Source organism: Exiguobacterium sp. UBA3491 (assembly GCF_002377745.1).
Lineage (GTDB): Bacteria > Bacillota > Bacilli > Exiguobacteriales > Exiguobacteriaceae > Exiguobacterium_A.
This window is the reverse complement of the sequence record NZ_DFQK01000032.1, coordinates 475,039-495,812: the sequence shown is the minus strand read 5'-3', so window position 1 is coordinate 495,812 and position 20,774 is coordinate 475,039. Positions and strand designations below refer to the sequence as shown.

20 protein-coding genes and 1 other annotated feature (1 of these 21 running past the window's edge) are annotated in these 20,774 nt (G+C 49.4%); of the genes, 18 read left to right on the top strand and 2 right to left on the bottom strand.

The window, feature by feature from the left end; translation table 11 throughout:
• From B4F99_RS14995 to B4F99_RS14920, 16 genes are all read left to right on the top strand, one after another.
• Positions 1–238: the 3' end of an RNA-binding protein gene (locus B4F99_RS14995; RefSeq protein ID WP_290759350.1), read on the top strand. It extends 542 nt beyond the left edge of the window; the window shows 238 of its 780 coding nt (coding positions 543–780); its start codon lies beyond the left edge, outside the window; it ends in the stop codon at positions 236–238.
• A 23-nt stretch (positions 239–261) separates the two neighbouring features.
• The gene (locus B4F99_RS14990; protein WP_023468794.1) at positions 262–783 is read left to right on the top strand and encodes a DivIVA domain-containing protein; all 522 of its coding nucleotides are present in this window, start codon (positions 262–264) and stop codon (positions 781–783) included.
• Positions 784–1,024: a binding site (T-box leader), on the top strand.
• 56 nt (positions 1,025–1,080) lie between these two features.
• A complete protein-coding gene (ileS, locus tag B4F99_RS14985; RefSeq protein WP_290759347.1) occupies positions 1,081–3,816 on the top strand; it encodes an isoleucine--tRNA ligase in 2,736 nt (911 codons plus the stop codon).
• A gap of 72 nt (positions 3,817–3,888) precedes the next feature.
• Entirely contained in the window at positions 3,889–4,365 is a 477-nt protein-coding gene (gene lspA, locus B4F99_RS14980; RefSeq protein ID WP_056062334.1) for a signal peptidase II, read from the top strand.
• Positions 4,362–5,285 carry an RluA family pseudouridine synthase gene (locus tag B4F99_RS14975; protein WP_214854600.1) on the top strand — a complete coding sequence of 308 codons (924 nt, stop codon included), beginning with the start codon at positions 4,362–4,364 and terminating at the stop codon, positions 5,283–5,285. The genes lspA and B4F99_RS14975 overlap by 4 nt, the downstream gene beginning before the upstream one ends.
• 247 nt (positions 5,286–5,532) lie before the next feature.
• Positions 5,533–6,063, top strand: a complete 531-nt coding sequence (gene pyrR, locus B4F99_RS14970; protein WP_035409506.1) for a bifunctional pyr operon transcriptional regulator/uracil phosphoribosyltransferase PyrR — start codon at positions 5,533–5,535, stop codon at positions 6,061–6,063.
• Positions 6,064–6,114: 51 nt separating this feature from the next.
• The gene (locus B4F99_RS14965) at positions 6,115–7,437 is read left to right on the top strand and encodes a uracil-xanthine permease family protein (RefSeq protein WP_056062331.1); all 1,323 of its coding nucleotides are present in this window, start codon (positions 6,115–6,117) and stop codon (positions 7,435–7,437) included.
• Between the two features lie 120 nt (positions 7,438–7,557).
• On the top strand, positions 7,558–8,493 hold the full coding sequence (locus B4F99_RS14960; protein ID WP_290759342.1) for an aspartate carbamoyltransferase catalytic subunit: 936 nt from the start codon (positions 7,558–7,560) through the stop codon (positions 8,491–8,493).
• Positions 8,477–9,748 (top strand): dihydroorotase, encoded by a 1,272-nt coding sequence (locus B4F99_RS14955; RefSeq protein ID WP_056062328.1) that lies wholly within the window; start codon positions 8,477–8,479, stop codon positions 9,746–9,748. The genes B4F99_RS14960 and B4F99_RS14955 overlap by 17 nt, the downstream gene beginning before the upstream one ends.
• Entirely contained in the window at positions 9,741–10,829 is a 1,089-nt protein-coding gene (locus B4F99_RS14950; RefSeq protein WP_290759338.1) for a carbamoyl phosphate synthase small subunit, read from the top strand. The genes B4F99_RS14955 and B4F99_RS14950 overlap by 8 nt, the downstream gene beginning before the upstream one ends.
• Positions 10,822–14,031, top strand: a complete 3,210-nt coding sequence (carB, locus tag B4F99_RS14945; protein ID WP_290759335.1) for a carbamoyl-phosphate synthase large subunit — start codon at positions 10,822–10,824, stop codon at positions 14,029–14,031. The genes B4F99_RS14950 and carB overlap by 8 nt, the downstream gene beginning before the upstream one ends.
• Positions 14,028–14,759 (top strand): NAD-dependent dihydroorotate dehydrogenase B electron transfer subunit, encoded by a 732-nt coding sequence (locus B4F99_RS14940; protein ID WP_290759332.1) that lies wholly within the window; start codon positions 14,028–14,030, stop codon positions 14,757–14,759. Before carB ends, B4F99_RS14940 begins: the two co-directional genes overlap by 4 nt.
• A complete protein-coding gene (locus B4F99_RS14935; protein ID WP_290759506.1) occupies positions 14,759–15,688 on the top strand; it encodes a dihydroorotate dehydrogenase in 930 nt (309 codons plus the stop codon). The genes B4F99_RS14940 and B4F99_RS14935 overlap by 1 nt, the downstream gene beginning before the upstream one ends.
• Positions 15,663–16,364, top strand: a complete 702-nt coding sequence (gene pyrF, locus B4F99_RS14930; protein WP_214854596.1) for an orotidine-5'-phosphate decarboxylase — start codon at positions 15,663–15,665, stop codon at positions 16,362–16,364. The genes B4F99_RS14935 and pyrF overlap by 26 nt, the downstream gene beginning before the upstream one ends.
• Positions 16,352–16,993: an orotate phosphoribosyltransferase gene (pyrE, locus tag B4F99_RS14925; protein WP_396201154.1), complete on the top strand. Its 642-nt coding sequence runs from the start codon at positions 16,352–16,354 to the stop codon at positions 16,991–16,993. Before pyrF ends, pyrE begins: the two co-directional genes overlap by 13 nt.
• Positions 16,994–17,074: 81 nt before the next feature.
• On the top strand, positions 17,075–17,884 hold the full coding sequence (locus B4F99_RS14920; RefSeq protein WP_214854591.1) for a GNAT family N-acetyltransferase: 810 nt from the start codon (positions 17,075–17,077) through the stop codon (positions 17,882–17,884).
• Between the two features lie 111 nt (positions 17,885–17,995).
• Here the strand turns inward: B4F99_RS14920 and B4F99_RS14915 are convergent, their stop codons facing one another.
• Both B4F99_RS14915 and B4F99_RS14910 read right to left on the bottom strand, forming a co-directional pair.
• Positions 17,996–18,967, bottom strand: a complete 972-nt coding sequence (locus B4F99_RS14915; RefSeq protein ID WP_290759327.1) for a zinc-binding dehydrogenase — start codon at positions 18,965–18,967, stop codon at positions 17,996–17,998.
• 2 nt (positions 18,968–18,969) lie between these two features.
• Entirely contained in the window at positions 18,970–19,461 is a 492-nt protein-coding gene (locus tag B4F99_RS14910; RefSeq protein ID WP_023468778.1) for a lactoylglutathione lyase family protein, read from the bottom strand.
• A 104-nt stretch (positions 19,462–19,565) separates the two neighbouring features.
• Between B4F99_RS14910 and B4F99_RS14905 the strand changes: the two genes are divergently transcribed.
• On the top strand, positions 19,566–19,880 hold the full coding sequence (locus B4F99_RS14905; protein ID WP_214854585.1) for a winged helix-turn-helix transcriptional regulator: 315 nt from the start codon (positions 19,566–19,568) through the stop codon (positions 19,878–19,880).
• Positions 19,881–19,899: 19 nt separating this feature from the next.
• A complete protein-coding gene (locus tag B4F99_RS14900; protein ID WP_214854583.1) occupies positions 19,900–20,589 on the top strand; it encodes a metal-dependent hydrolase in 690 nt (229 codons plus the stop codon).
• The last annotated feature ends 185 nt before the right edge of the window (positions 20,590–20,774 follow it).

The window sequence follows — 20,774 nt, the reverse complement described above, 5'->3', positions numbered from 1 at the left end:
ACTTCGGTTCGATACTGTCGTCAGTGAAATTCTCGGCTTCTCCCGTCAAAAGGCACAGACGCTCATTAAACAGGGTGAAAGTAAAGTGAATTATAAGGTAGTCGATGACGTGAGTTTCATGCTTGAAGAAGGGGATCTGCTTTCCTTACGTGGAACGGGACGCGTCAAACTGATTGCGATTCTCGGATCAACGAAACGGGATCGAATCAAACTACAATACGGTATTTTAAAAGGATAAAAAATGCGGAGGAGGAATTCATCATGCCATTAACGCCACTCGATATTCATAATAAGGAGTTCACACGAAAGTTTCGCGGCTACGACGAGGATGAAGTGAACGAATTCCTAGATCAGGTCATCAAGGATTTTGAGTTGTTGTTACGTGAGAACCGTCAACAACAGGAAGTCATCCAAAACATGCAAGCGCGTGTCGATTACTTTAGTTCGATGGAAGAAACATTGAATAAATCGATTATTGTCGCACAGGAAGCGGCAGAAGAAGTGAAAGCGAATGCTTCAAAAGAAGCAAGCTTGATCTTGAAACAGGCAGAACGCGAAGCAGAGCAATTGCAAGATGCGGCACAACGCCGGGCACAACGGACGGACTTCGAAGTGGAACAGATGCGTAAGAAAATCGAACTTTATCGCAATCGCTTCAAAGTGTTGATCGATGCTCAAATGGAATTATTGACGAGCCACGACTGGGATGCATTTGATTTCTCTTCACGTGGAGCGCTTGACGATGTTCCAGCAGTTGCGTATAATGACGACGATGTCGTATAAATAAAATCAATGATAAGGACACGTCGCATCTTGGACAGTTGACAGCGAATCGGGAAATGGTGGAAGCCCGAGCAACGAAAGAGATGGGATATCCCCTTAGAGTGTATGACTGAACGTTCGCCGAACAGTAAGTCATGCCGGTTCACTCCCGTTAGCGAGTTCTTAAGCGGTCCTGCGTCGTCGAACATACGAGCAGGATTAGTAGGGTGGTACCGCGAGTTCAGCCAAGCTCGTCCCTATCTCAGGGATGAGCTTGGTTTTTTTGTACTTTTAAAGCGAAAGGTGAGAGATGGTCAGATGGATTACAAAGAAACCTTATTGATGATGAAAACGGAGTTTTTAATGCGAGGCAACTTGCCAAAACGTGAGCCAGATATGCAAGCACGATGGGAAGAGATGAATCTCTATGCTGCGGTCCAAGAAAAGAATGCTGGAAAGCCGACGTTCATCCTTCACGATGGTCCTCCTTATGCGAACGGTGACATCCACATGGGGCACGGATTAAACAAAGTTTTAAAAGACTTCATCGTCCGTTACAAATCGATGAATGGCTTCCAGTCCCCTTACGTACCAGGTTGGGACACACATGGCTTGCCTATCGAGACAGCACTTCAAAAAGCAGGTGTTGACCGCAAATCGATGACGGTCGCGGAATTCCGTGAGTTATGTGCGAAATATGCGCTCGAACAAGTCGATCACCAACGTGATCAATTCAAACGTCTCGGTGTTCTCGGTGACTATGACAATCCATATATCACGCTTCAACCAGAATTTGAAGCAGCTCAAATTCGTTTGTTCGGGGACATGGCGAACAAAGGCTATATCTATAAAGGGAAAAAGCCGGTCTATTGGTCACCGTCTTCTGAATCAGCACTAGCTGAAGCAGAAATCGAATATCAAGACAAACGGTCAGCTGCGATCTATGTCGCATTCCAAGTCATGGATGGAAAAAACATCCTTGAGCCGACGGATCATTTCGTCATCTGGACGACCACTCCTTGGACGATCCCAGCGAACCTTGGAATCTCTGTCAGTGCGGAATTGACGTATGCACGGATCGAGTATCAAGGAAAAGGATATATCGTAGCGGAAACACTTGTTCCAGAAGTCATCGAAGCGCTCGGATGGGAAGGCGCGACAATTGGACGTGTCTTCAACGGTGCGGATTTCGAGTACGTGAAAGCGAAACATCCGCTTTATGACCGTGAATCACTCGTCATGCTTGGCGACCACGTTACAGCTGAAGCGACGGGTGTCGTTCATACAGCTCCAGGACACGGGGAAGATGACTTCCGTATTGGTCAAGCATACGGGCTTGACGTTCTCTGCCCAGTTGACGATAAAGGTGTCATGACGGCAGAAGCTCCTGGATTCGAAGGCATGTTCTATGAAGATGCGAACAAAGAAATCGGTCTCGCACTCGAAGAAGCAGGCGCTCTCTTAAAACTGTCATTCATCAAACACTCGTATCCACACGACTGGCGGACAAAAAAACCGGTCATCTTCCGGGCAACGCCACAGTGGTTCGCTTCAATCAAAGACTTCCGTGCAGAAATCCTTGATGAGATCAAAGGCGTCCAGTGGGTACCAGAGTGGGGTGAAACACGTCTCCACAACATGTTCAAAGACCGCGGCGACTGGGTCATCTCCCGTCAACGTGCTTGGGGCGTTCCACTTCCAATCTTCTACGCTGAAGATGGAACGGAAATCGTCACGCCAGAAACGATTGATCATATCGCGAATCTATTTGCAACTCACGGATCAAATGTCTGGTATGAGCGCGAAGCAGTCGACTTGCTTCCTGAAGGATTCACACATCCAGCAAGTCCGAACGGTATCTTCAAAAAAGAAACGGACATCATGGATGTCTGGTTCGATTCTGGTTCATCACATGCCGGTGTCCTTGCGACACGTCCTGAATTGACACGTCCAGCGGATCTCTATCTTGAAGGTTCTGACCAATACCGCGGTTGGTTTAACTCGTCGCTATCGACAGCCGTCGCAACGACTGGGAAAGCACCATACAAAGCGGTCGTCAGTCACGGATTCGTTCTGGATGGTCAAGGTCGCAAGATGTCGAAATCGATTGGGAACACGATTGCACCAATCCAAGTCATGCAACAATTCGGAGCAGAGATTCTTCGTTTGTGGGTGGCATCTGTCGATTATCAAGCTGATGTTCGGGCATCGATGGATAACTTCAAACAAGTCTCAGAATCATATCGTAAAATCCGGAACACGGTTCGTTTCCTTCTCGGAAACTTGGATCAATTCGATCCTGCTACGCACCGAGTCGCATTTGAAGACTTACCAGAGTCAGACCGTTTCATGCGTACGAAACTGGACCAACTTGTTGGAAAAGTAAAAGCGGCTTATGATGCGTACGACTTCATGTCGGTCTATCAATTGCTCCACAACTTCTGTGTCCTTGATTTGTCGTCATTCTACCTCGATTACACGAAAGATATCCTGTATATCGAAAAAGCAGACGCGACATCGCGTCGTGCGGTTCAGACGGTCATGTATGATACAGTCGTCGCCTTGTTGCAATTGATGGCACCTGTTTTGCCACACACGGCAGACGAAGCATGGGAATTCGTACCAGCTGTTGAGACGAAGAGCATCTTCTTGACGGACCTTCCAGAAACGGTCGAAGTCTCAGAAGAAGGACTTGCTCTCATCGAGAAATGGAACGCGTTCCTGACGTTCCGTGATGATGTCTTAAAAGCACTCGAGGAAGCACGCGTCGAGAAACTCGTCGGTAAGACACTCGAAGCAAAACTCTTGCTTGCACCGAAGGAAGAAACGAAAGCATTGCTTAAAACGATTGATCATCTTGAGCAGTTGCTCCAAGTCTCACAACTCGAATTCGTGGATACAACGGATAAGATGTATGAGACGACCGGTATTACAGTTCAAAAAGCTGACGGTGAAAAATGTGAACGTTGTTGGACATATTCGACAGAACTCGGACAAGATCCGGCTCATCCGACGCTTTGCCCACGTTGTACTGAAGTCGTCAATTCTTTATAATGATACAAAGGGAGGGGCGACTGCGACTTCGCAGGACGTCCCTCATTATTTTTGGATGCGGAGGACAATAGGATGTGGCTTTACTTAGGGATTGCTGCTTTACTCGTTGGAATCGACCAGTTGACGAAATGGATCGTCGTTCAAAATATGACGATCGGTCAAGCGATCACAGTCATTCCGGATTTCTTTTATCTCAACTCGTATCGGAACCGTGGCGCCGCATGGGGAATGCTCGAAGGTAAATTCGGTTTCTTCTTCTTCGTCACGATTATCGTCGTCATTGGATTGATTTACTTCCTCTACAAGGAAGGCACGAAAAATAAGGTGTTTGCTTGGAGTATCTCGCTACTACTTAGTGGTGCGATCGGAAATTTCATTGATCGAATGGTTCGAGGAGAAGTCGTTGATTTCTTCCACTTCTTCCCGTTCGGCTATAATTTCCCGATCTTTAATGTCGCAGACGTCTGTTTGACGTTTGGTGTCATCACGATGCTGATTAGCGTCATGTTCGAAGAACGGTTGACTAAGAAAGGAACGATGGATAAATGAATGAAGTAGAAACATGGTCCGTACAAGCGGATGGAGCGACAGGGCGCATTGATAAGTGGCTCGCAGAACAAAATGAATGGTCGCGTTCGCAAGTACAGGAATGGTTAAAAGCGGGACGCGTCGAAGTCGATGGTCGTGTCGTTAAACCAAACTATAAATTATCGGGAACAGAATCGATTACCGTTCATATCCCGGAAACGGTAGAACTCGAGATTTTACCAGAAGATATCCCGCTTGAGGTCGTCTACGAGGACTCAGATGTCATTGTCGTCAACAAACCAAAAGGTATGGTCGTCCACCCAGCGGCAGGTCATGTCTCAGGGACCCTCGTCAATGCCTTATTACATCATTGTCAAGATCTCTCGGGCATTAATGGTGTCAAACGTCCAGGAATCGTTCACCGAATCGATAAGGACACGTCTGGTCTGTTGATGGTTGCTAAGAACGACTTAGCGCATGAATCACTCGCGCATCAGTTGAAAGAGAAAACGACGGAACGTCTCTACATTGCGCTCGTACACGGTGAGATTCCGCACGAGCTCGGAACGATTGAAGCACCGATCGGACGCGATAAGAACGATCGTCAACGGATGACGGTAACGGATAAGAATTCAAAATCTGCCGTAACCCATTTCCGTGTTCTCGATCGGTACGAAGGTTTTACAGTCGTTGAATGTAAACTCGAAACAGGGCGGACACACCAAATCCGTGTCCACATGCGTTATATCGGTTTTCCGCTTGCCGGTGACCCGAAATATGGTCCACGTAAGACGATGAAAATGAATGGTCAAGCCTTGCATGCTGCGGTTCTCGGCTTCGAACATCCACGGACAGGCGAATGGATGCGTTTTGAAGCACCACTCCCAGAAGAGATGACATTTGAAATCGGTCAGCTGAAAAAACTTGAATTAGAGTCTTGACGTTTTTCTAATAAAACGGTAGAGTATCACCTAGAGAGCGATGCGAGACATCCTCTACTGACACTTCGGTCGTCCGAGCGACGATCCTACCAAACTAGTATCACCTTTAATCGAGTCCGGAGAGGCTGCGAAAGGGAGAACCTACCACAACGTGCGTAGGCATGCATACAAGACGTATGCCATGATTCTGTCTTCGATGACCTTCTGCGGATTTCCGCAGAAGGTCTTTTGTATGAAAGGAGAAACCATGAAACCAGCCGTCATCTTAGATGAAGCCGCGATTGGACGCGCACTGACACGGATCGCCCATGAAATCATCGAACGTAACAAAGGTATTGCTGATTTAATGATCGTCGGAATCAAGACGCGTGGTGAGACACTCGCGCGCCGCCTTGCGAAGCGGATCGAACAGATTGAAGGAAAGCCGGTCTTACTCGGTGTCGTCGACATCTCAATGTACCGAGATGACTTGTCAAAGCGAAGTTTAGAGCCAGAAATAAAAGGATCTGATCTACCGGAAGACATCACCGGAAAAATCGTCGTCCTCGTTGACGATGTCCTCTACACAGGACGCACCGTCCGTGCCGCGATGGACGCACTCGTCGACCACGGAAGACCGAGTATGATTCAACTCGCTGTCCTCGTCGATCGTGGGCATCGAGAGTTACCGATCCGTCCAGATTTCATCGGCAAGAACGTTCCGACGTCACGTGACGAGCAAGTCGTCGTCGCGCTCGCTGAAGTCGACGAAGCCGATCAAGTATTCATTAAACGCTAAAAATCAAAACCTTTAAGGTGGTCCAGAGAGACCAGAAAGGGAGTCATCCATATGGCAAAACATGCCGCAGTACTTGATGTACAAGAAGTACCTACTCACCCTCTAAATTGGCTGATGCTCAGCCTACAACACGTCTTCGCGATGTTTGGTGCGACCGTGCTCGTCCCGCTCTTAACGGGACTCAACACATCGGTCGCGCTCGTCGCAAGCGGAGTCGGCACACTGATTTTCCTCGCCGTCACTCGCTTCAAAGTACCCACATATCTTGGTTCTAGTTTTGCCTACATCGCCCCGATCATCGCCGTCAGTGAACGGTGGGGTGTCGAGGACGCCTTAATCGGCGGAATGGTCGCTGGACTCGTCTACGGACTTGTCTCACTTCTCATCCGTTACACGGGGGCTGCTTGGTTGCTTCGCTTACTGCCACCGGTCGTCATCGGTCCGGTCATCATGGTCATCGGGTTATCGCTTGCCCCGACCGCTGTCAACATGGCGATGAACGGAGCGGACGGTAAGTACAACGGACTTTACTTCCTCGTCGCGATGGTCACGCTCGGTGTCACACTTCTCGCAATGACGTATTTAAAAGGAATGTGGAGCACGATTCCGATCCTGTTCGGAATCACGGTCGGTTATCTCGTTGCGGCATCGGTCGGAATCATTGACTTCAAACCACTTCAACAGGCAACGTTCTTCCACGTGCCGGACTTCACGATTCCGTTCTTGAATTACACACCATCATGGAATACAGCTGCCTTGCTTCTGATCGTTCCCGTGACGCTCGTCACACTGACGGAGCACATCGGCGAACAAAAAGTGACATCACGGATCATCGGGCGCGAGACGCTCCTTGATCCAGGGATGCACCGGACAGTACTTGGCGACGGAATCGCGAAGACAGTCGCTTCGATGCTTGGTGGACCACCGGTTACGACGTACGGTGAGAACAACGGCGTCATGTCGATCACACGGGTCTACAGTGTCTTCGTTCTAGGTGGGGCAGCGGTTCTTGCTATCAGCTTCGGATTCCTCGGATATGTCGAAGGATTCATCAAGACGATTCCTACACCAGTCATGGGTGGCATCAGTATTCTCTTATTCGGAGTCATCGCGTCAAACGGTCTCCGGACACTGACGGAAAGTAAGATCGACCTTGCTGATAAACGGAACTTGACGATCACAGCTGTCATTCTTGTCACGGGAATCGGAGGGGCCGCCTTGAAAATCGGGAACTTCTCCCTCGAAGGTATGGCACTGGCGACGATTCTTGGGATCATCCTGAATCTGATCCTTCCGAAAACGACGGAACAGGTCGAAGAAACAGCTGAAACAACGGAAAACTCTACAACTCAATCTGTAGCGAACAACTTTTAAGACGTTCCGAGAGAACGATAAAGTGAAGGCCATGAAAAGATGCAGGGACTCCTCTGTCTTCTTTCGGCGCACCTTCACTTAGAAGGTGCGCCTTTTTCATGACCTGAAGGAGTGAAATACATGAAAACGATCTTGCAAACCCGACATTTCGTCAATTTAGAAAGCTTATCCATAACGGAGATCAATTCGTTGATTGAACGTAGTCTCGCTTTTAAACAAGGCGAACCGGCACCAGACTTTTCCGACAAGACACTCGTCAATCTGTTTTTTGAAAACTCGACGCGGACACGCTCTTCCTTTGAAATGGCAGAGCATCGCTTGAACATGCATCTACTGCCGTTTGAAACAGCGACGTCATCCGTGCAAAAAGGGGAGACGTTACACGATACGTGCAAAACACTCGAAGCGATTGGCGCCGATGGATTGGTCATTCGTCACGGTGGCACCGGTTATTATGAAGAATTGATTCAGACACTCGATATTCCGATCATCAATGCAGGAGACGGGAGCGGACAGCATCCATCGCAGTCCTTGCTTGATTTGATGACGATGGTCGAGACGTTTGGAACGATTGTAGGAAAAGTAGTCGTCATCTGTGGGGATTTACAACATAGTCGTGTCGCTCGGTCGAATGCCGATATCTTAAAACGACTTGGCGCCATCGTCTATGGATCAGGGCCACGCGAATGGTATGACGAAGCGATGGGAATACCGTATCTTTCAATGGACGAAGCAGTTGAACAGTGTGACATCTTGATGTTGCTTCGAGTCCAGCACGAACGGCATGACGGAACGACACGGTTTGATCCAGATGTCTATCACGTCACACATGGATTGACGCATGAGCGGATGAATCGACTGAAACCTTCAGCGATCGTCCTACATCCGGCACCGGTCAATCGCGGAGTCGAGATTGCCGACGAACTCGTCGAACACCCGCAATCGCGGATTTTTGAACAGATGAAAAATGGTGTCTTTGCGCGAATGGCGATTCTGGAATGGTGCTTTTCGATGAAAACAATCAAAGGAGACGATGCAGATGACAACACGAATTGAAAATGCGAGATGGTACGAGGCTGGACAAGTTCGAACAGGGGATATTCGAATCGAAGCTGGAAAAATCACGGACTTAGCAGCAATACCGCAAGTTGGGGAAACGGTCATTGATGCTTCCGGATTATTCGTTGCACCAGGATTCGTCGACATCCATGTCCACCTGCGGGAACCGGGCGGCGAACATAAGGAGACAATTGCGACAGGTACGGCAGCTGCGGCAGCTGGTGGATTTACGACGATTTGCCCGATGCCGAATACGCGTCCCGTACCGGACGATCGTCAAACACTTGATGCATTGTTCCAAAAGATTGAAGAGACGGCATCTGTCCGGGTTTTGCCTTACGCGGCGATTTCAAAAAATCAACTCGGACAAGAACTCGTCGCGTTCGATCAATTAACGGATGCCGTGGCATTCACGGATGATGGTGTCGGGGTCCAGACGGCAGCCGTCATGCGAACGGCAATGCAACAAGCCGCACGGCTCGGGAAGACGATTGTTGCCCACTGCGAAGATGATTCGTTAAAAGCAGGATGTGTGCACGAAGGAAACTACAGTCGACGGGAAGGTTTGCAAGGTATTCCATCGCTTGCTGAGAGTATCCACATCGCACGTGATGTCCTGATTGCAGAAGAAACCGGCTGTCATTATCACGTCTGTCATGTCTCGACGAAAGAATCCGTTCGCGTCATTCGTGACGCCAAACGAGCAGGGATCCGAGTGACAGCAGAAGTCACACCGCACCATCTTGTATTGATCGATGAAGACATATCGAATCAGGATCCGAACTTTAAAATGAATCCACCACTGCGGAGTGAGGCAGATCGCCAAGCATTGCTCGAAGGATTAGCAGACGGAACGATTGATTGCATCGCAACGGATCACGCTCCTCATGCAGCAGAAGAGAAGGCACTCGGTATCGAACGCGCCCCGTTTGGCATCACAGGATTCGAGACAGCATTCCCGCTCCTCTATACGAAGCTTGTCGCTGAAGGCAAGATGACACTTGAGACACTGATTCGGAATTTGACGGACAAGGCAGCAGCGATTTTTGAACTACCTTACGGCAAACTCGAAGTGGGGGCGGAAGCAGACTTAGTCCTGCTTGATCTAGAGACGGAGCGGACGGTTTCACCGGAACGGTTCCGTTCAAAAGGTAAGAACACACCGTTCGCAGGAGAACGGTTAAAAGGATTCCCGGTCATGACGCTCGTCAAGGGAGAAATCGTATTCAAGGAGGACATAGCACATGCGTAAACGGACACTGGTGTTAGAGGATGGTATGACGTTTGAAGGAACGGCGTTTGGATCGGACACGACAACAACAGGAGAGGTCGTCTTCCAAACCGGAATGACTGGTTATCAAGAGATGCTATCGGATCCATCTTACTGTGATCAGATGATCGTGCTGACGAATCCGTTGATCGGCAATTACGGAGTCAATCGAGAAGACTATGAAACGACGCGTCCACTCGCTAAAGCATTGATTGTCCGCGAACATTGCCAAACACCGTCGAACTTCCGCAGTGAGATGTCGCTCGATGCAGCTCTTCGAGATCTTGATATTCCAGGATTAAGTGGAATCGATACGCGACAGTTAACACGACATATCCGCTCGAAAGGCGTCATGCGCGGCCGACTCGTTGATGGAGAGTTCGACCTAGAAGAGGAATTAAGCCACCTGCAAAATGCACCAATCGAGACGGATCAAGTCAAACGTGCTTCAACGGAACGGGCGTATATCATCCCAGGAGCTGGACCACGAATCGTTCTCGTCGACTTCGGAGCGAAGCTCGGAATCGTCCGCGAACTTGTCAAACGCGGCTGTGAAGTTGTCGTCGTACCATACGACGTGAGCGCAACGGAAGTCTTACGCTATCGTCCAGACGGTGTAATGCTGTCGAACGGACCAGGGAACCCAAAGGATGTCCCGACAGCGATTCCGCTGATTCAAGAATTGACAGGGAAAGTCGTCATCTTCGGAATTTGTCTTGGGCACCAGTTGATTGCACTAGCACATGGCGCGGATACGTTCAAACTGCCATTCGGTCACCGGGGGGCGAATCATCCCGTCCAAGATATCCGGACAGGTCGCGTCGACATCACGTCGCAAAACCATGGATATGCCGTCGATGAACAATCATTGCAACATACAGTGCTTGAAGTAACGCATCTCGCAATCAACGATGGAACGGTCGAAGGCATCCGTCATACGTCAGCATCTGTCTTCTCCGTCCAGTATCATCCGGAAGCATCACCCGGTCCAATGGATGCGAACGGTCTATTCCAACAGTTTTTAGAAGAAATCACGAAACAACAGGAGGTCTCTCATGCCTAAACGTCAAGATATCCAGAAGATTCTCGTTATCGGGTCCGGTCCAATCGTAATCGGACAAGCCGCTGAATTCGACTACGCAGGAACACAAGCGTGTCAAGCCTTAAAGGAAGAAGGATATGAAGTCATCCTCGTCAACTCGAATCCAGCGACAATCATGACAGATCCAACAGTTGCTGATTGCGTCTACATCGAGCCTCTTCAAGCAGAGTTCGTTTCGCGGATCATTCGGAAGGAACGACCAGACGCCTTACTTGCGACACTTGGCGGTCAGACGGGTCTGAACTTGGCTGTTGAACTAGATCGTCTTGGTGTCCTAGCTGAATACAATGTCGAGTTGCTCGGAACGAAATTATCAGCAATCGAAGAGGCAGAAGATCGTGATTTGTTCCGTCAACTGATGTTTAGACGCGGACATGGCGTACCGGATAGTGAAATCGTGCATTCGCTCGAAGAAGCACAACAATTCCGACAACAGATTGGTCTACCAATCATCATCCGTCCAGCATATACACTCGGAGGAACGGGTGGTGGAATCGCCCATACACCGGAAGAGTTCACGCGAATCGTCGAAGGGGGACTCAAGGCAAGTCCGGCAACACAAGTACTCCTTGAAAAATCAATTGCTGGGATGAAAGAGGTCGAATTTGAAGTCATGCGTGATGCAACGAACCAAGCCATCATCGTCTGTGCGATGGAAAACTTCGACCCGGTTGGTGTTCATACCGGAGACTCGATCGTCTTTGCTCCGACGCAAACGTTATCGGATCGCGACTATCAACTGCTACGTAACGTCTCACTCGATATCATTCGCGCACTCGGTATCGAAGGTGGATGTAACATCCAGTTCGCGCTGGATCCGACGAGCTTTGACTACTATGTCATCGAAGTCAATCCACGTGTTTCTCGCTCGTCCGCACTTGCTTCAAAAGCGACCGGTTATCCGATCGCAAAACTTGCTGCAAAGATTGCCGTCGGGTATGCCTTATCTGAATTAAAGAACCCGATCACCGAGACGAGCTTTGCTTCGTTCGAACCGGCACTCGATTATGTTGTCGCCAAAATTCCGCGCTGGCCGTTCGATAAATTCGAAACGGCAGATCGGACGCTCGGGACACAGATGAAGGCGACCGGTGAGGTTATGGCAATGGGGCGGACGATGGAAGAGGCATTACTGAAAGCCGTTCGTTCGCTTGAAATCGGTACAGCGGATTTGTACATGCCACGCTTCATCGAAATGGCAGATGATGCTTTGCAACAAGCGATTCGCCAGGCGACAGATGATCGACTTTTCGCCTTATACGCTGGTTTTGTCCGCGGCTATAGCGTCGAACAGATTCATGCTTGGACGGCAATTGATCGCTTATTCCTCGAAAAGCTACAGCACATTTGGCAACTTGAGCAATCGGTCGCTACCGGTTTGACACCTGAACTGCTACTTCATGTGAAGCGGTATGGATTCAGTGACCCAATGCTCGCCCGGATCACAGGACAAACGGAAACAGAGATTCGCCGGATGCGTGAAGCGCAAGCGATTCATCCAGTGTATAAAATGGTCGATACGTGTGCGGCAGAGTTCGCTTCTGATACACCGTACTACTATGGAACATACGAACGCGAAAATGAGGCAATCGCGACGAATCGTTCTTCGATCCTCGTCTTAGGATCGGGTCCGATCCGGATTGGTCAAGGAGTCGAGTTCGACTATGCGACAGTCCATTCGATTCAAGCGATTCGTCAAGCTGGCTATGAAGCAATTATCGTCAACAACAATCCGGAAACCGTGTCGACCGACTTCTCGATTTCCGATCGACTCTACTTTGAACCATTAACGACGGAGGATGTCCTCGAAGTCATCCGAAATGAACGTCCGCTCGGTGTCATCGTCCAGTTCGGTGGACAGACAGCAATCAACTTAGCTGAGTCATTAGCAGCAGAAGGTGTAAAAATCCTCGGGACATCGCTTGAGGATTTAGACCGGGCAGAGGACCGAAAACAGTTCGAAGCAGCGTTGACGGCGCTCGACATTCCACAGCCACCAGGTAAAACGGCCGTCACGGTCGAAGAAGCGGTCACGGCAGCAGCGTCACTCGGTTACCCGGTCCTCGTTCGTCCATCGTATGTTCTCGGCGGCCGGGCAATGGAAATCGTCTATGCACAAGAAGAACTGGAACATTACATGAAACACGCGGTCATCGCCTCACCGGAACGACCGGTCCTCGTCGACCGTTACCTGACAGGAATCGAACTCGAAGTCGACGCGATCTGTGATGGAACAGATGTCGTCATTCCAGGCATCATGGAGCATATCGAACGTGCCGGTGTTCACTCAGGTGACTCGATTGGAGTTTATCCGCCACAACGTGTCTCCCAAGACATCAAGGATCGGATCGTCGACTACACGACACGAATCGCCAAAGCATTCGGCATCAAAGGATTGCTCAACATCCAGTTTGTCTATGCGGACGGCGCACTCTATGTTCTTGAAGTCAATCCGCGTGCCAGCCGGACGGTGCCATTCATCTCGAAAGTGACGGGACTTCCGGTCGCGCGGCTCGCGACGGACATCATTCTCGGTGAAACGCTCGCTTCTTACGGGTTAACAAGTGGTGTCCTACCGGAAGAATCGCTCGTCTCGGTCAAAGTACCGGTCTTCTCGTTTGCGAAGCTTAAAGAAGTCGACCCGACGCTCGGACCGGAAATGAAATCGACCGGAGAAGTCATCGGAACAGACCGAACACTTGAAAAAGCACTCTACAAAGGATTGCTTGCTTCTGGGATGGCGATTCCAGAACACGGTCGTGTTCTCTTGACAGTCGCAGACCCGGACAAAGCAGAAATGACAGATCTCGCACGACGCTTTGCCTCACTTGGATTCACGTTGCTTGCGACGGAAGGAACGGCAGCGTACTTGACGGAGCAAGGGTTACCGGTTCAGACGGTCGGTAAAATCGACTCGTCTTCCGAATCGATGCTCGACGTGATTGAAAAAGGGGAGATCGAGTATGTCATCAATACGATGAGTCGCGACTCACAAGTCACGAAAGACGGCTTCATCATTCGCCGGGCAGCAGCGGAGAATCAAGTCGTTTGTCTAACATCACTCGATACGGCGGAAGCGATTCTACGCGTCATCGAGAGTCGCTCGTTCGAAGCGAGTGCGATTCAAGCCTTCACACACGAAAAGAAAGTGGTGATCCAATGAAGCAACTCTTGACGGTCGTCTCTCGACGAACGGTAGCTCAAGGCGCGACAGAACTCGTCTGTCGCCTCGAGCAACCGCAGGACATTGCGCCGGGGCGATTCATGCATCTACGCGTCGGTCCACTCTTACGCCGACCGATCTCGATTGCTCGGGTCGATCGTGATCTGATTACGTTTCTCTTTAAAGAAATCGGACAAGGGACAGCAGAACTAGCTTCCTTGCGTCCCGACGACAAAATCGATGCCCTCGGACCACTCGGAAACGGTTTTCCGATCGACGCCATCAACCGAGATCAACGGGTCGTTCTCGTTGGTGGAGGGATCGGTGTCCCACCGCTGTATGAGACGATGCGCCAACTTGTCGCGCGTGGTGTGACGTGTGAAGCGATTCTAGGATTTGATACGGCAACGAGTGTCTTTTACGAAGCGGAATTCCAAGCACTTGGTAAGACGACGGTCTCGACGGTTGATGGAACGCATGGAATGAAAGGGTTCGTTACGGTTGCCTTACATCCGGAAAACTATGATGTGTTACTCGCTTGCGGACCAGAGCCGATGTTGCGGTCACTCCAGCAACAACCGATTGAGCATAAGTATCTCTCCATCGAAAATCGAATGGGGTGCGGCATCGGTGCTTGTTTTGCCTGCGTCTGTAAAACACCAACAGGCGGGTACGTCAAGACTTGTTCCGATGGTCCAGTCTTTCGGGCAGAGGAGGTCGTATTATGATAGAACGATTACGTGTCGAGTTGCCGGGACTTTCCTTGAAAAACCCGATCATGCCGGCATCTGGATGTTTTGGATTCGGTGAGGAATACGCAAAGTTATATGATTTATCAGAGCTTGGGGCAATCATGATCAAAGCAGCGACGGGCGAAGAACGTTACGGAAATCCGACGCCGCGTGTCGCGGAGAGTGGAATGGGGATGTTGAATGCAATCGGTCTCCAAAATCCGGGTGTCGATGGTATCTTAATGAAAAAACTACCGTTCCTTGAGACGTTTGATACAGCAATCATTGCGAATGTCGCCGGATCGACACCAGAAGAGTATGAGCTTGTCGCAGAAAAAATGAGCCGTCACCCTGGCATTCATGCATTGGAATTAAATATCTCCTGTCCGAACGTCAAATCAGGTGGAATCCAGTTCGGAACGGATCCGTTGCTTGCCGCTGAATTAACGCGTCGAGTCAAACAGGTCTCGACCAAACCGGTTTACGTTAAGCTTTCACCGAATGTCACTTCAATCGTCGAGATGGCACGTGCCGTCGAAGCAGCAGGTGCAGACGGGCTGACGATGATCAACACACTCGTTGGGATGCGAATCGATGTCCGAACGGGACAGCCAATCCTTGCCAACCGGATTGGTGGATTATCCGGTCCATCCATCAAGCCAGTCGCGATTCGGATGATTCATGATGTCGCACAAGCAGTCTCGATTCCTATTATCGGGATGGGTGGCGTGATGGAAGTCGATGACGTCTTAGAAATGATATACGCTGGGGCTTCCGCTGTTGCCGTCGGTACCGCAAACTTCGTCAATCCATACATCTGTCAAGAATTAATCCAGCAGTTACCGGGTCGCATGGATGAACTCGGCATCGACCATATCTTAGACATCAGGGGGAAAGCATATGAATCAACTTTACATCGCGCTTGATTTTCCGACCGAAACAGAAGTGTTTTCGTTCCTCGAACAGTTCAAAGAGACACGACCAGCCGTAAAAGTTGGGATGGAATTATTTTATGCTGCAGGTGGACCGTTCGTCCAAAAACTCGTCGAGCGTGGGCACGCTGTATTCCTCGATGTCAAAGTCCATGACATTCCAGAAACGGCGCGCCGGACGATGCGCATCATCGGGCAATTAGGTGTTGAATTGACGAACGTCCATGTTGCCGGTGGGAAAGAGATGATGATCGCGGCGCGAGAAGGACTTCGTGAAACGAATGCCGAGACACAACTAATCGGCGTGACGCAGTTGACATCGACGGATGAAGCGATGTTACGCGACTTAAAGATTGAAGGAGCGATGCCGGCAGTCGTTCGTGAGTATGCGCAACTGGCAGAAGCAGCCGGACTAGATGGTATCGTCTGTTCGGCGCTCGATCTTCCTGAACTAATCGAAGTTTGCCGAACGGACTTCCGTTTTGTCACACCAGGCATTCGTCCTTCTAGCAGTGAAGCAGATGATCAAAAGCGAGTCGCGACCGTTCTTGATGCGCGTCGAAATGGAGCGACGGATTTAGTAATTGGTCGCCCGATTACACGTGCCAAACATCCAGAACAGGTCTATCAGGCGTTACTCGAAGAATGGAAGGGGCAATTATCATGGTAAATCCAATTGCAAATGCATTACTCCGTATCAAAGCCGTCACGTTATCTCCAAACGATCCGTATACGTGGGCGAGTGGGCTCCGTTCTCCGATCTATTGCGATAATCGGTTGACACTTTCGTACCCAGAAGTCCGCTCCTTGATTGCCGATGCCCTCGCTGAGAAAGTGAAGGATTTAGGAATCGAAGTCGTTGCCGGGACAGCGACAGCAGGTATTCCTCACGCGGCATTCGTCGCGGAACGATTAGGGTTACCGATGGTCTACGTGCGTAGTGGCAGTAAGAAACATGGGAAAGGTAATCAAATCGAAGGTGTTATTCAACCAGGCCAACGCGTCGTCGTCATCGAAGACTTATTGTCAACGGGGATGTCTGCGATCGAGGCAGCGGAAGCACTCCAAGCAAAGGGAGCGAACGTCATTCGGATTCAAGCGATTTTCTCTTACGGGATGGAACGCTTGAAGAATAATCTCCGAGAAGCGAAGATTGACGCGGATGCATTACTAACGTTCGAAGCGTTACTCGAAACGGCACAACAACAAGGGGATATCACGGTAGAAGAACAGGAACAATTGGCAGATTGGTCGAAGGACCCAGTTGCTTGGAGCGAACGTTTTACCGCAAACGTGTAAAAACAGATAGATTCCGTCGGACGACCTACGATTTCTAGTGCATGATTTGGTACACTATAGAAATAAAGGAGGTCGTCGACTATGGTGACGCATTATCGTGATTATGAACAATTCAAAATGGTCGTCCTCCCGTTTCTGCTTGAACGTCCAGATACGCATCAGTTGATTCTAGGTATATTGGAACGGGGAGATGAACCGCTCTTGATGGCAACGGCACAAGAAGGCGATCATCGTCTCGTCATATTGCAAACGATACCGGAGCAAGTCATCGTCGCAGGGGATATGTTCTCGCAAGAAGGGATTCGAAAGCTTGCGCGAATTCTGGATAGTCCAGGATTCGTCGGAGAACAGGTCATCTTAGCGCCGCTGTTACTCCCACATTCCATGTATGAGGTACATATGGAACAAGGGATGTATGCATTGACGAAGGTCGAGATGCCACATGTTCAGGAGAACGTCGTCTTCCGACCGGTTTTGAACGATGAAGGACAACAAGCCTTAGAATTTGCGTCCGGATTTTTATATGAGGTCGAAACGCGTCCATCTGATCGACAGCTTACGCAACTCCATCAGTCAATGACGCGACACATTCAGCAAGGAAGCTTGTTCGGATTGTTTAGTGGAAATACGCTCGTCGCGATGGCGGCAGCGACACGTCCCACGCAAACTGGGATTACGATTTCTTACGTCTATACGCCGAAAAAACTACGTGGGAATGGATATGCTTCTTATCTTGTCGCAAAACTATCTGAACACCTCCTACAGTCTTATCCGGTCGTGACGCTCTATACCGACTGGTCGAACCAGACAGCGAATAAAATCTATCAGCATGTCGGTTTCGAGTTAGTCGGACGATCCTTACATATCAAAAAACAAGAACGCTACCGGTGAACATGGCTGATGCTTTTTCAGTCAACGTTCAGGAATTAAAAAATAGAGTACGACAGCAGCCGACCGTCCTATTATCTAAGGACAGTCGGCTGTTTTGTGCCACGGCAAGTATTAGTTAAATTTAGCGATGATTTTACCACGGACGTGACGTTCAGATAGACGTTGTAATCCTTTGACGATGTCAGTTGCTGGAATCTCCTCTGTGACGAGTGGATCGAGTTCTTTCGCTGCGACGAGTTTTAATAATTCACTTGCCATATGACCGAGGTTTCGGATCGCACGGTCATCTTCGCTGGCATAAGCAGCCGCGAGTGCCACTTCATGGATCGAAGGGGAGAGCGTGAACGGCTTGACGACCGACTGATCGGGACCACCGGCGATGAAGGCGAGTTGCCCCGAGAAGGCAAGACGTCCGAGATCCGCTGTTGCTTCATCTCGACCGACCGTATTGAAAATCAAGTCAGCACCGCGACCGTTCGTCCAATCGCGAATGACATCCGTGACATTTTCTTTTTTGTAGTCGATGGCAAGATCGGCAACGAGTCGCTTGACCCACTCATGGTTTTCTGTCGAAGCAGTCGTCGCGACCTTAAGACCAAGGCGTTTCGCGAGTTGAATGCCGATGCCACCGACACCACCTGCACCAGCATGAATGAGGATCGTTTCTTTCCCTGTCGTGTTCATCTTCTGAACGATCGCTTCATAGGCAGTCATGCCTGCGCAAAGAATCGCAGCGGCTTCAGTGAATGAGATGTCTTCCGGAATCAGGGCGAGGGCACGCGTATCGACGAGTGCATATTCAGCAAAAGCACCATCGCGTTGCAGGTTCGTATGAATCGCTACACGATCGCCGATTTTCACTTCTGCGCCGGGTCCGATTTGTTCGACGACACCCGCTAGATCGACGCCCGGAATATGCGGGAACGTCCAAGCTGGATTGTTGGTCGCCTTATAGTCGACGGGATTCAGTGCGACCGTCTTGACGCGAATCAAGGCTTGTCCTTCTCCTGGCGTCGGCGTCTTGACCTCTTCGAATGTCCATTGATCAATCGCTGTACCTGAGTGATTTAACCATGCTTTCATGTTTAATAAGCTCCTTCCGAATAGGTAAGTTCATATGAGTGAGAGTAAATTTCGACGAGATTACCAAATGGATCCTCACAGTAGACCATTCGATACGGCTTGTCTCCCGGATAGTATTCGCGGATTGGCATCCGTTGTTTGCCGCCGTGGGCGACGATTTTTTCGACGAGTCCTTCGACGTCTGGATCTTGGATCGCATAATGGAAGATGCCTGTTTTCCAGAATTCGAAGTTATTTTCGGGTTGTTCATTGTTCGGGAACTCGAACAACTCGATTCCGATGCGGTCACCTGTTGCCATGTGAGCAATCCGGAACTTGTTCCATCCTGCACCAAAGACATCCGTACACATGACACCGATGGCAGAGTCATCTTCGAGGACATCAGATGGTTCCATGATGATATACCAACCCATCACCTCTTGATAAAAACGGACGGCTTCGTCGAGATTCGGTACAGAAAGACCGATGTGCGAAAAATTACGTGGATACGTCATGCTTAACACTCCTTTTGCAAAATGATTTACGCATACTCTAACTTACGCTACACTCGATTGCATAGTACGCACTTTGAAGTAACTACTCTGGAGGAGAGAACAACATGTCGACAGAACAATTTCCGGTCAATCGGGCGCTCGCCATCATCGGCGGAAAATGGCGTCCACAATTATATTGCACGTTAGAGAACGGTCAGAAACGTTTTTTAGAGTTACAACGTGCCATTCCCGGGATTTCTCGGAAAGTCTTGACGGATCAATTAAAAGAACTCGAACGTCTCGGAATGATTGAACGGATTGAGTATGATGAAGCCGTCTTACATGTCGAATACAAATTGACAGAAGCGGCATTTACACTGCAACCAGCCATGAAAGGTTTATGCGCATGGGGGGAAGGGAATCAATTATCCGAATCCTAATCGAGAGGCAGTGAATTAGATGAAGCTAACTTATCATGGACAGTCAACAGTAACGATTGAAACGAATGGTCATCATCTCGTCATCGATCCCTTCTTTAGCGGTAATGAAAAAGCGACGACGAATCCAGATGACGTCAAGGCAGATTTTATTTTGTTAACCCATGCCCATGCCGATCATATGCTTGATGCAGAGCGGATCGCGAAAGCAACGGGGGCGACGATCATCGCTACGCATGAGTTGGCAACGTATTTAAGCTTCAAAGGATTGAATGTCCACCCGATGAACCTTGGCGGACAGTTTGAATTCTCGTTTGGTAAAGTAAAGATGACACAGGCATTCCATTCATCAAGCATCATCGATGAAGAGAAACAAACCATTACGTATATGGGGATGCCGGCTGGATTCTTACTGACGATCGAAGGCAAAGAAATCTATCACGCAGGCGATACGGCACTGTTCGGGGATTTAGCCCTTTATGGCGCCCATCATGAAATCGATTTAGCCTTCTTACCGATCGGTGATAACTTCACGATGGGTCCGGATGATGCGTTGATCGCTGCAGATATGTTGCAAGCGAAAGCAGTCGTACCGATCCACTACGATACATTTGATTTAATCAAACAAGATGCGAACGCATTCTGTGAACAAATTGAAGCGCAAGGTCAAACTGGTCATTTACTCGCGATCGGCGAGTCACTCGAATTATAATCCGTTCTTAAGCAAAGGAGAGGAAACGTCAAGGTTCCTCTCTTTTTTGTCGATTATTCTTCTGGAATATCTGTAGTTCATCCGATGACGCTTCCTTCTTCCGCCCGATGGCGAAACAGTGAACTTCTTCTATGATAAGTAGGGGCTGTTGACAGCCGATTCAGATATTCGGAATAATGGTAGAC

Bases quoted from the DNA above. Each gene is read 5' to 3' on its own strand.
- B4F99_RS14920 (WP_214854591.1), top strand. From the start codon at position 17,075: ATGGTGACGCATTATCGTGATTATGAACAATTCAAAATGGTCGTCCTC.
- B4F99_RS14940 (WP_290759332.1), top strand. From the start codon at position 14,028: ATGAAGCAACTCTTGACGGTCGTCTCTCGACGAACGGTAGCTCAAGGC.
- B4F99_RS14915 (WP_290759327.1), bottom strand. From the start codon at position 18,967: ATGAAAGCATGGTTAAATCACTCAGGTACAGCGATTGATCAATGGACA.
- B4F99_RS14900 (WP_214854583.1), top strand. From the start codon at position 19,900: ATGAAGCTAACTTATCATGGACAGTCAACAGTAACGATTGAAACGAAT.
- carB (WP_290759335.1), top strand. From the start codon at position 10,822: ATGCCTAAACGTCAAGATATCCAGAAGATTCTCGTTATCGGGTCCGGT.
- pyrR (WP_035409506.1), top strand. From the start codon at position 5,533: ATGAAACCAGCCGTCATCTTAGATGAAGCCGCGATTGGACGCGCACTG.
- B4F99_RS14960 (WP_290759342.1), top strand. From the start codon at position 7,558: ATGAAAACGATCTTGCAAACCCGACATTTCGTCAATTTAGAAAGCTTA.
- lspA (WP_056062334.1), top strand. From the start codon at position 3,889: ATGTGGCTTTACTTAGGGATTGCTGCTTTACTCGTTGGAATCGACCAG.
- B4F99_RS14990 (WP_023468794.1), top strand. From the start codon at position 262: ATGCCATTAACGCCACTCGATATTCATAATAAGGAGTTCACACGAAAG.
- B4F99_RS14975 (WP_214854600.1), top strand. From the start codon at position 4,362: ATGAATGAAGTAGAAACATGGTCCGTACAAGCGGATGGAGCGACAGGG.
- B4F99_RS14950 (WP_290759338.1), top strand. From the start codon at position 9,741: ATGCGTAAACGGACACTGGTGTTAGAGGATGGTATGACGTTTGAAGGA.
- ileS (WP_290759347.1), top strand. From the start codon at position 1,081: ATGGATTACAAAGAAACCTTATTGATGATGAAAACGGAGTTTTTAATG.
- B4F99_RS14905 (WP_214854585.1), top strand. From the start codon at position 19,566: ATGTCGACAGAACAATTTCCGGTCAATCGGGCGCTCGCCATCATCGGC.
- B4F99_RS14965 (WP_056062331.1), top strand. From the start codon at position 6,115: ATGGCAAAACATGCCGCAGTACTTGATGTACAAGAAGTACCTACTCAC.
- B4F99_RS14955 (WP_056062328.1), top strand. From the start codon at position 8,477: ATGACAACACGAATTGAAAATGCGAGATGGTACGAGGCTGGACAAGTT.
- B4F99_RS14910 (WP_023468778.1), bottom strand. From the start codon at position 19,461: ATGACGTATCCACGTAATTTTTCGCACATCGGTCTTTCTGTACCGAAT.
- pyrF (WP_214854596.1), top strand. From the start codon at position 15,663: ATGAATCAACTTTACATCGCGCTTGATTTTCCGACCGAAACAGAAGTG.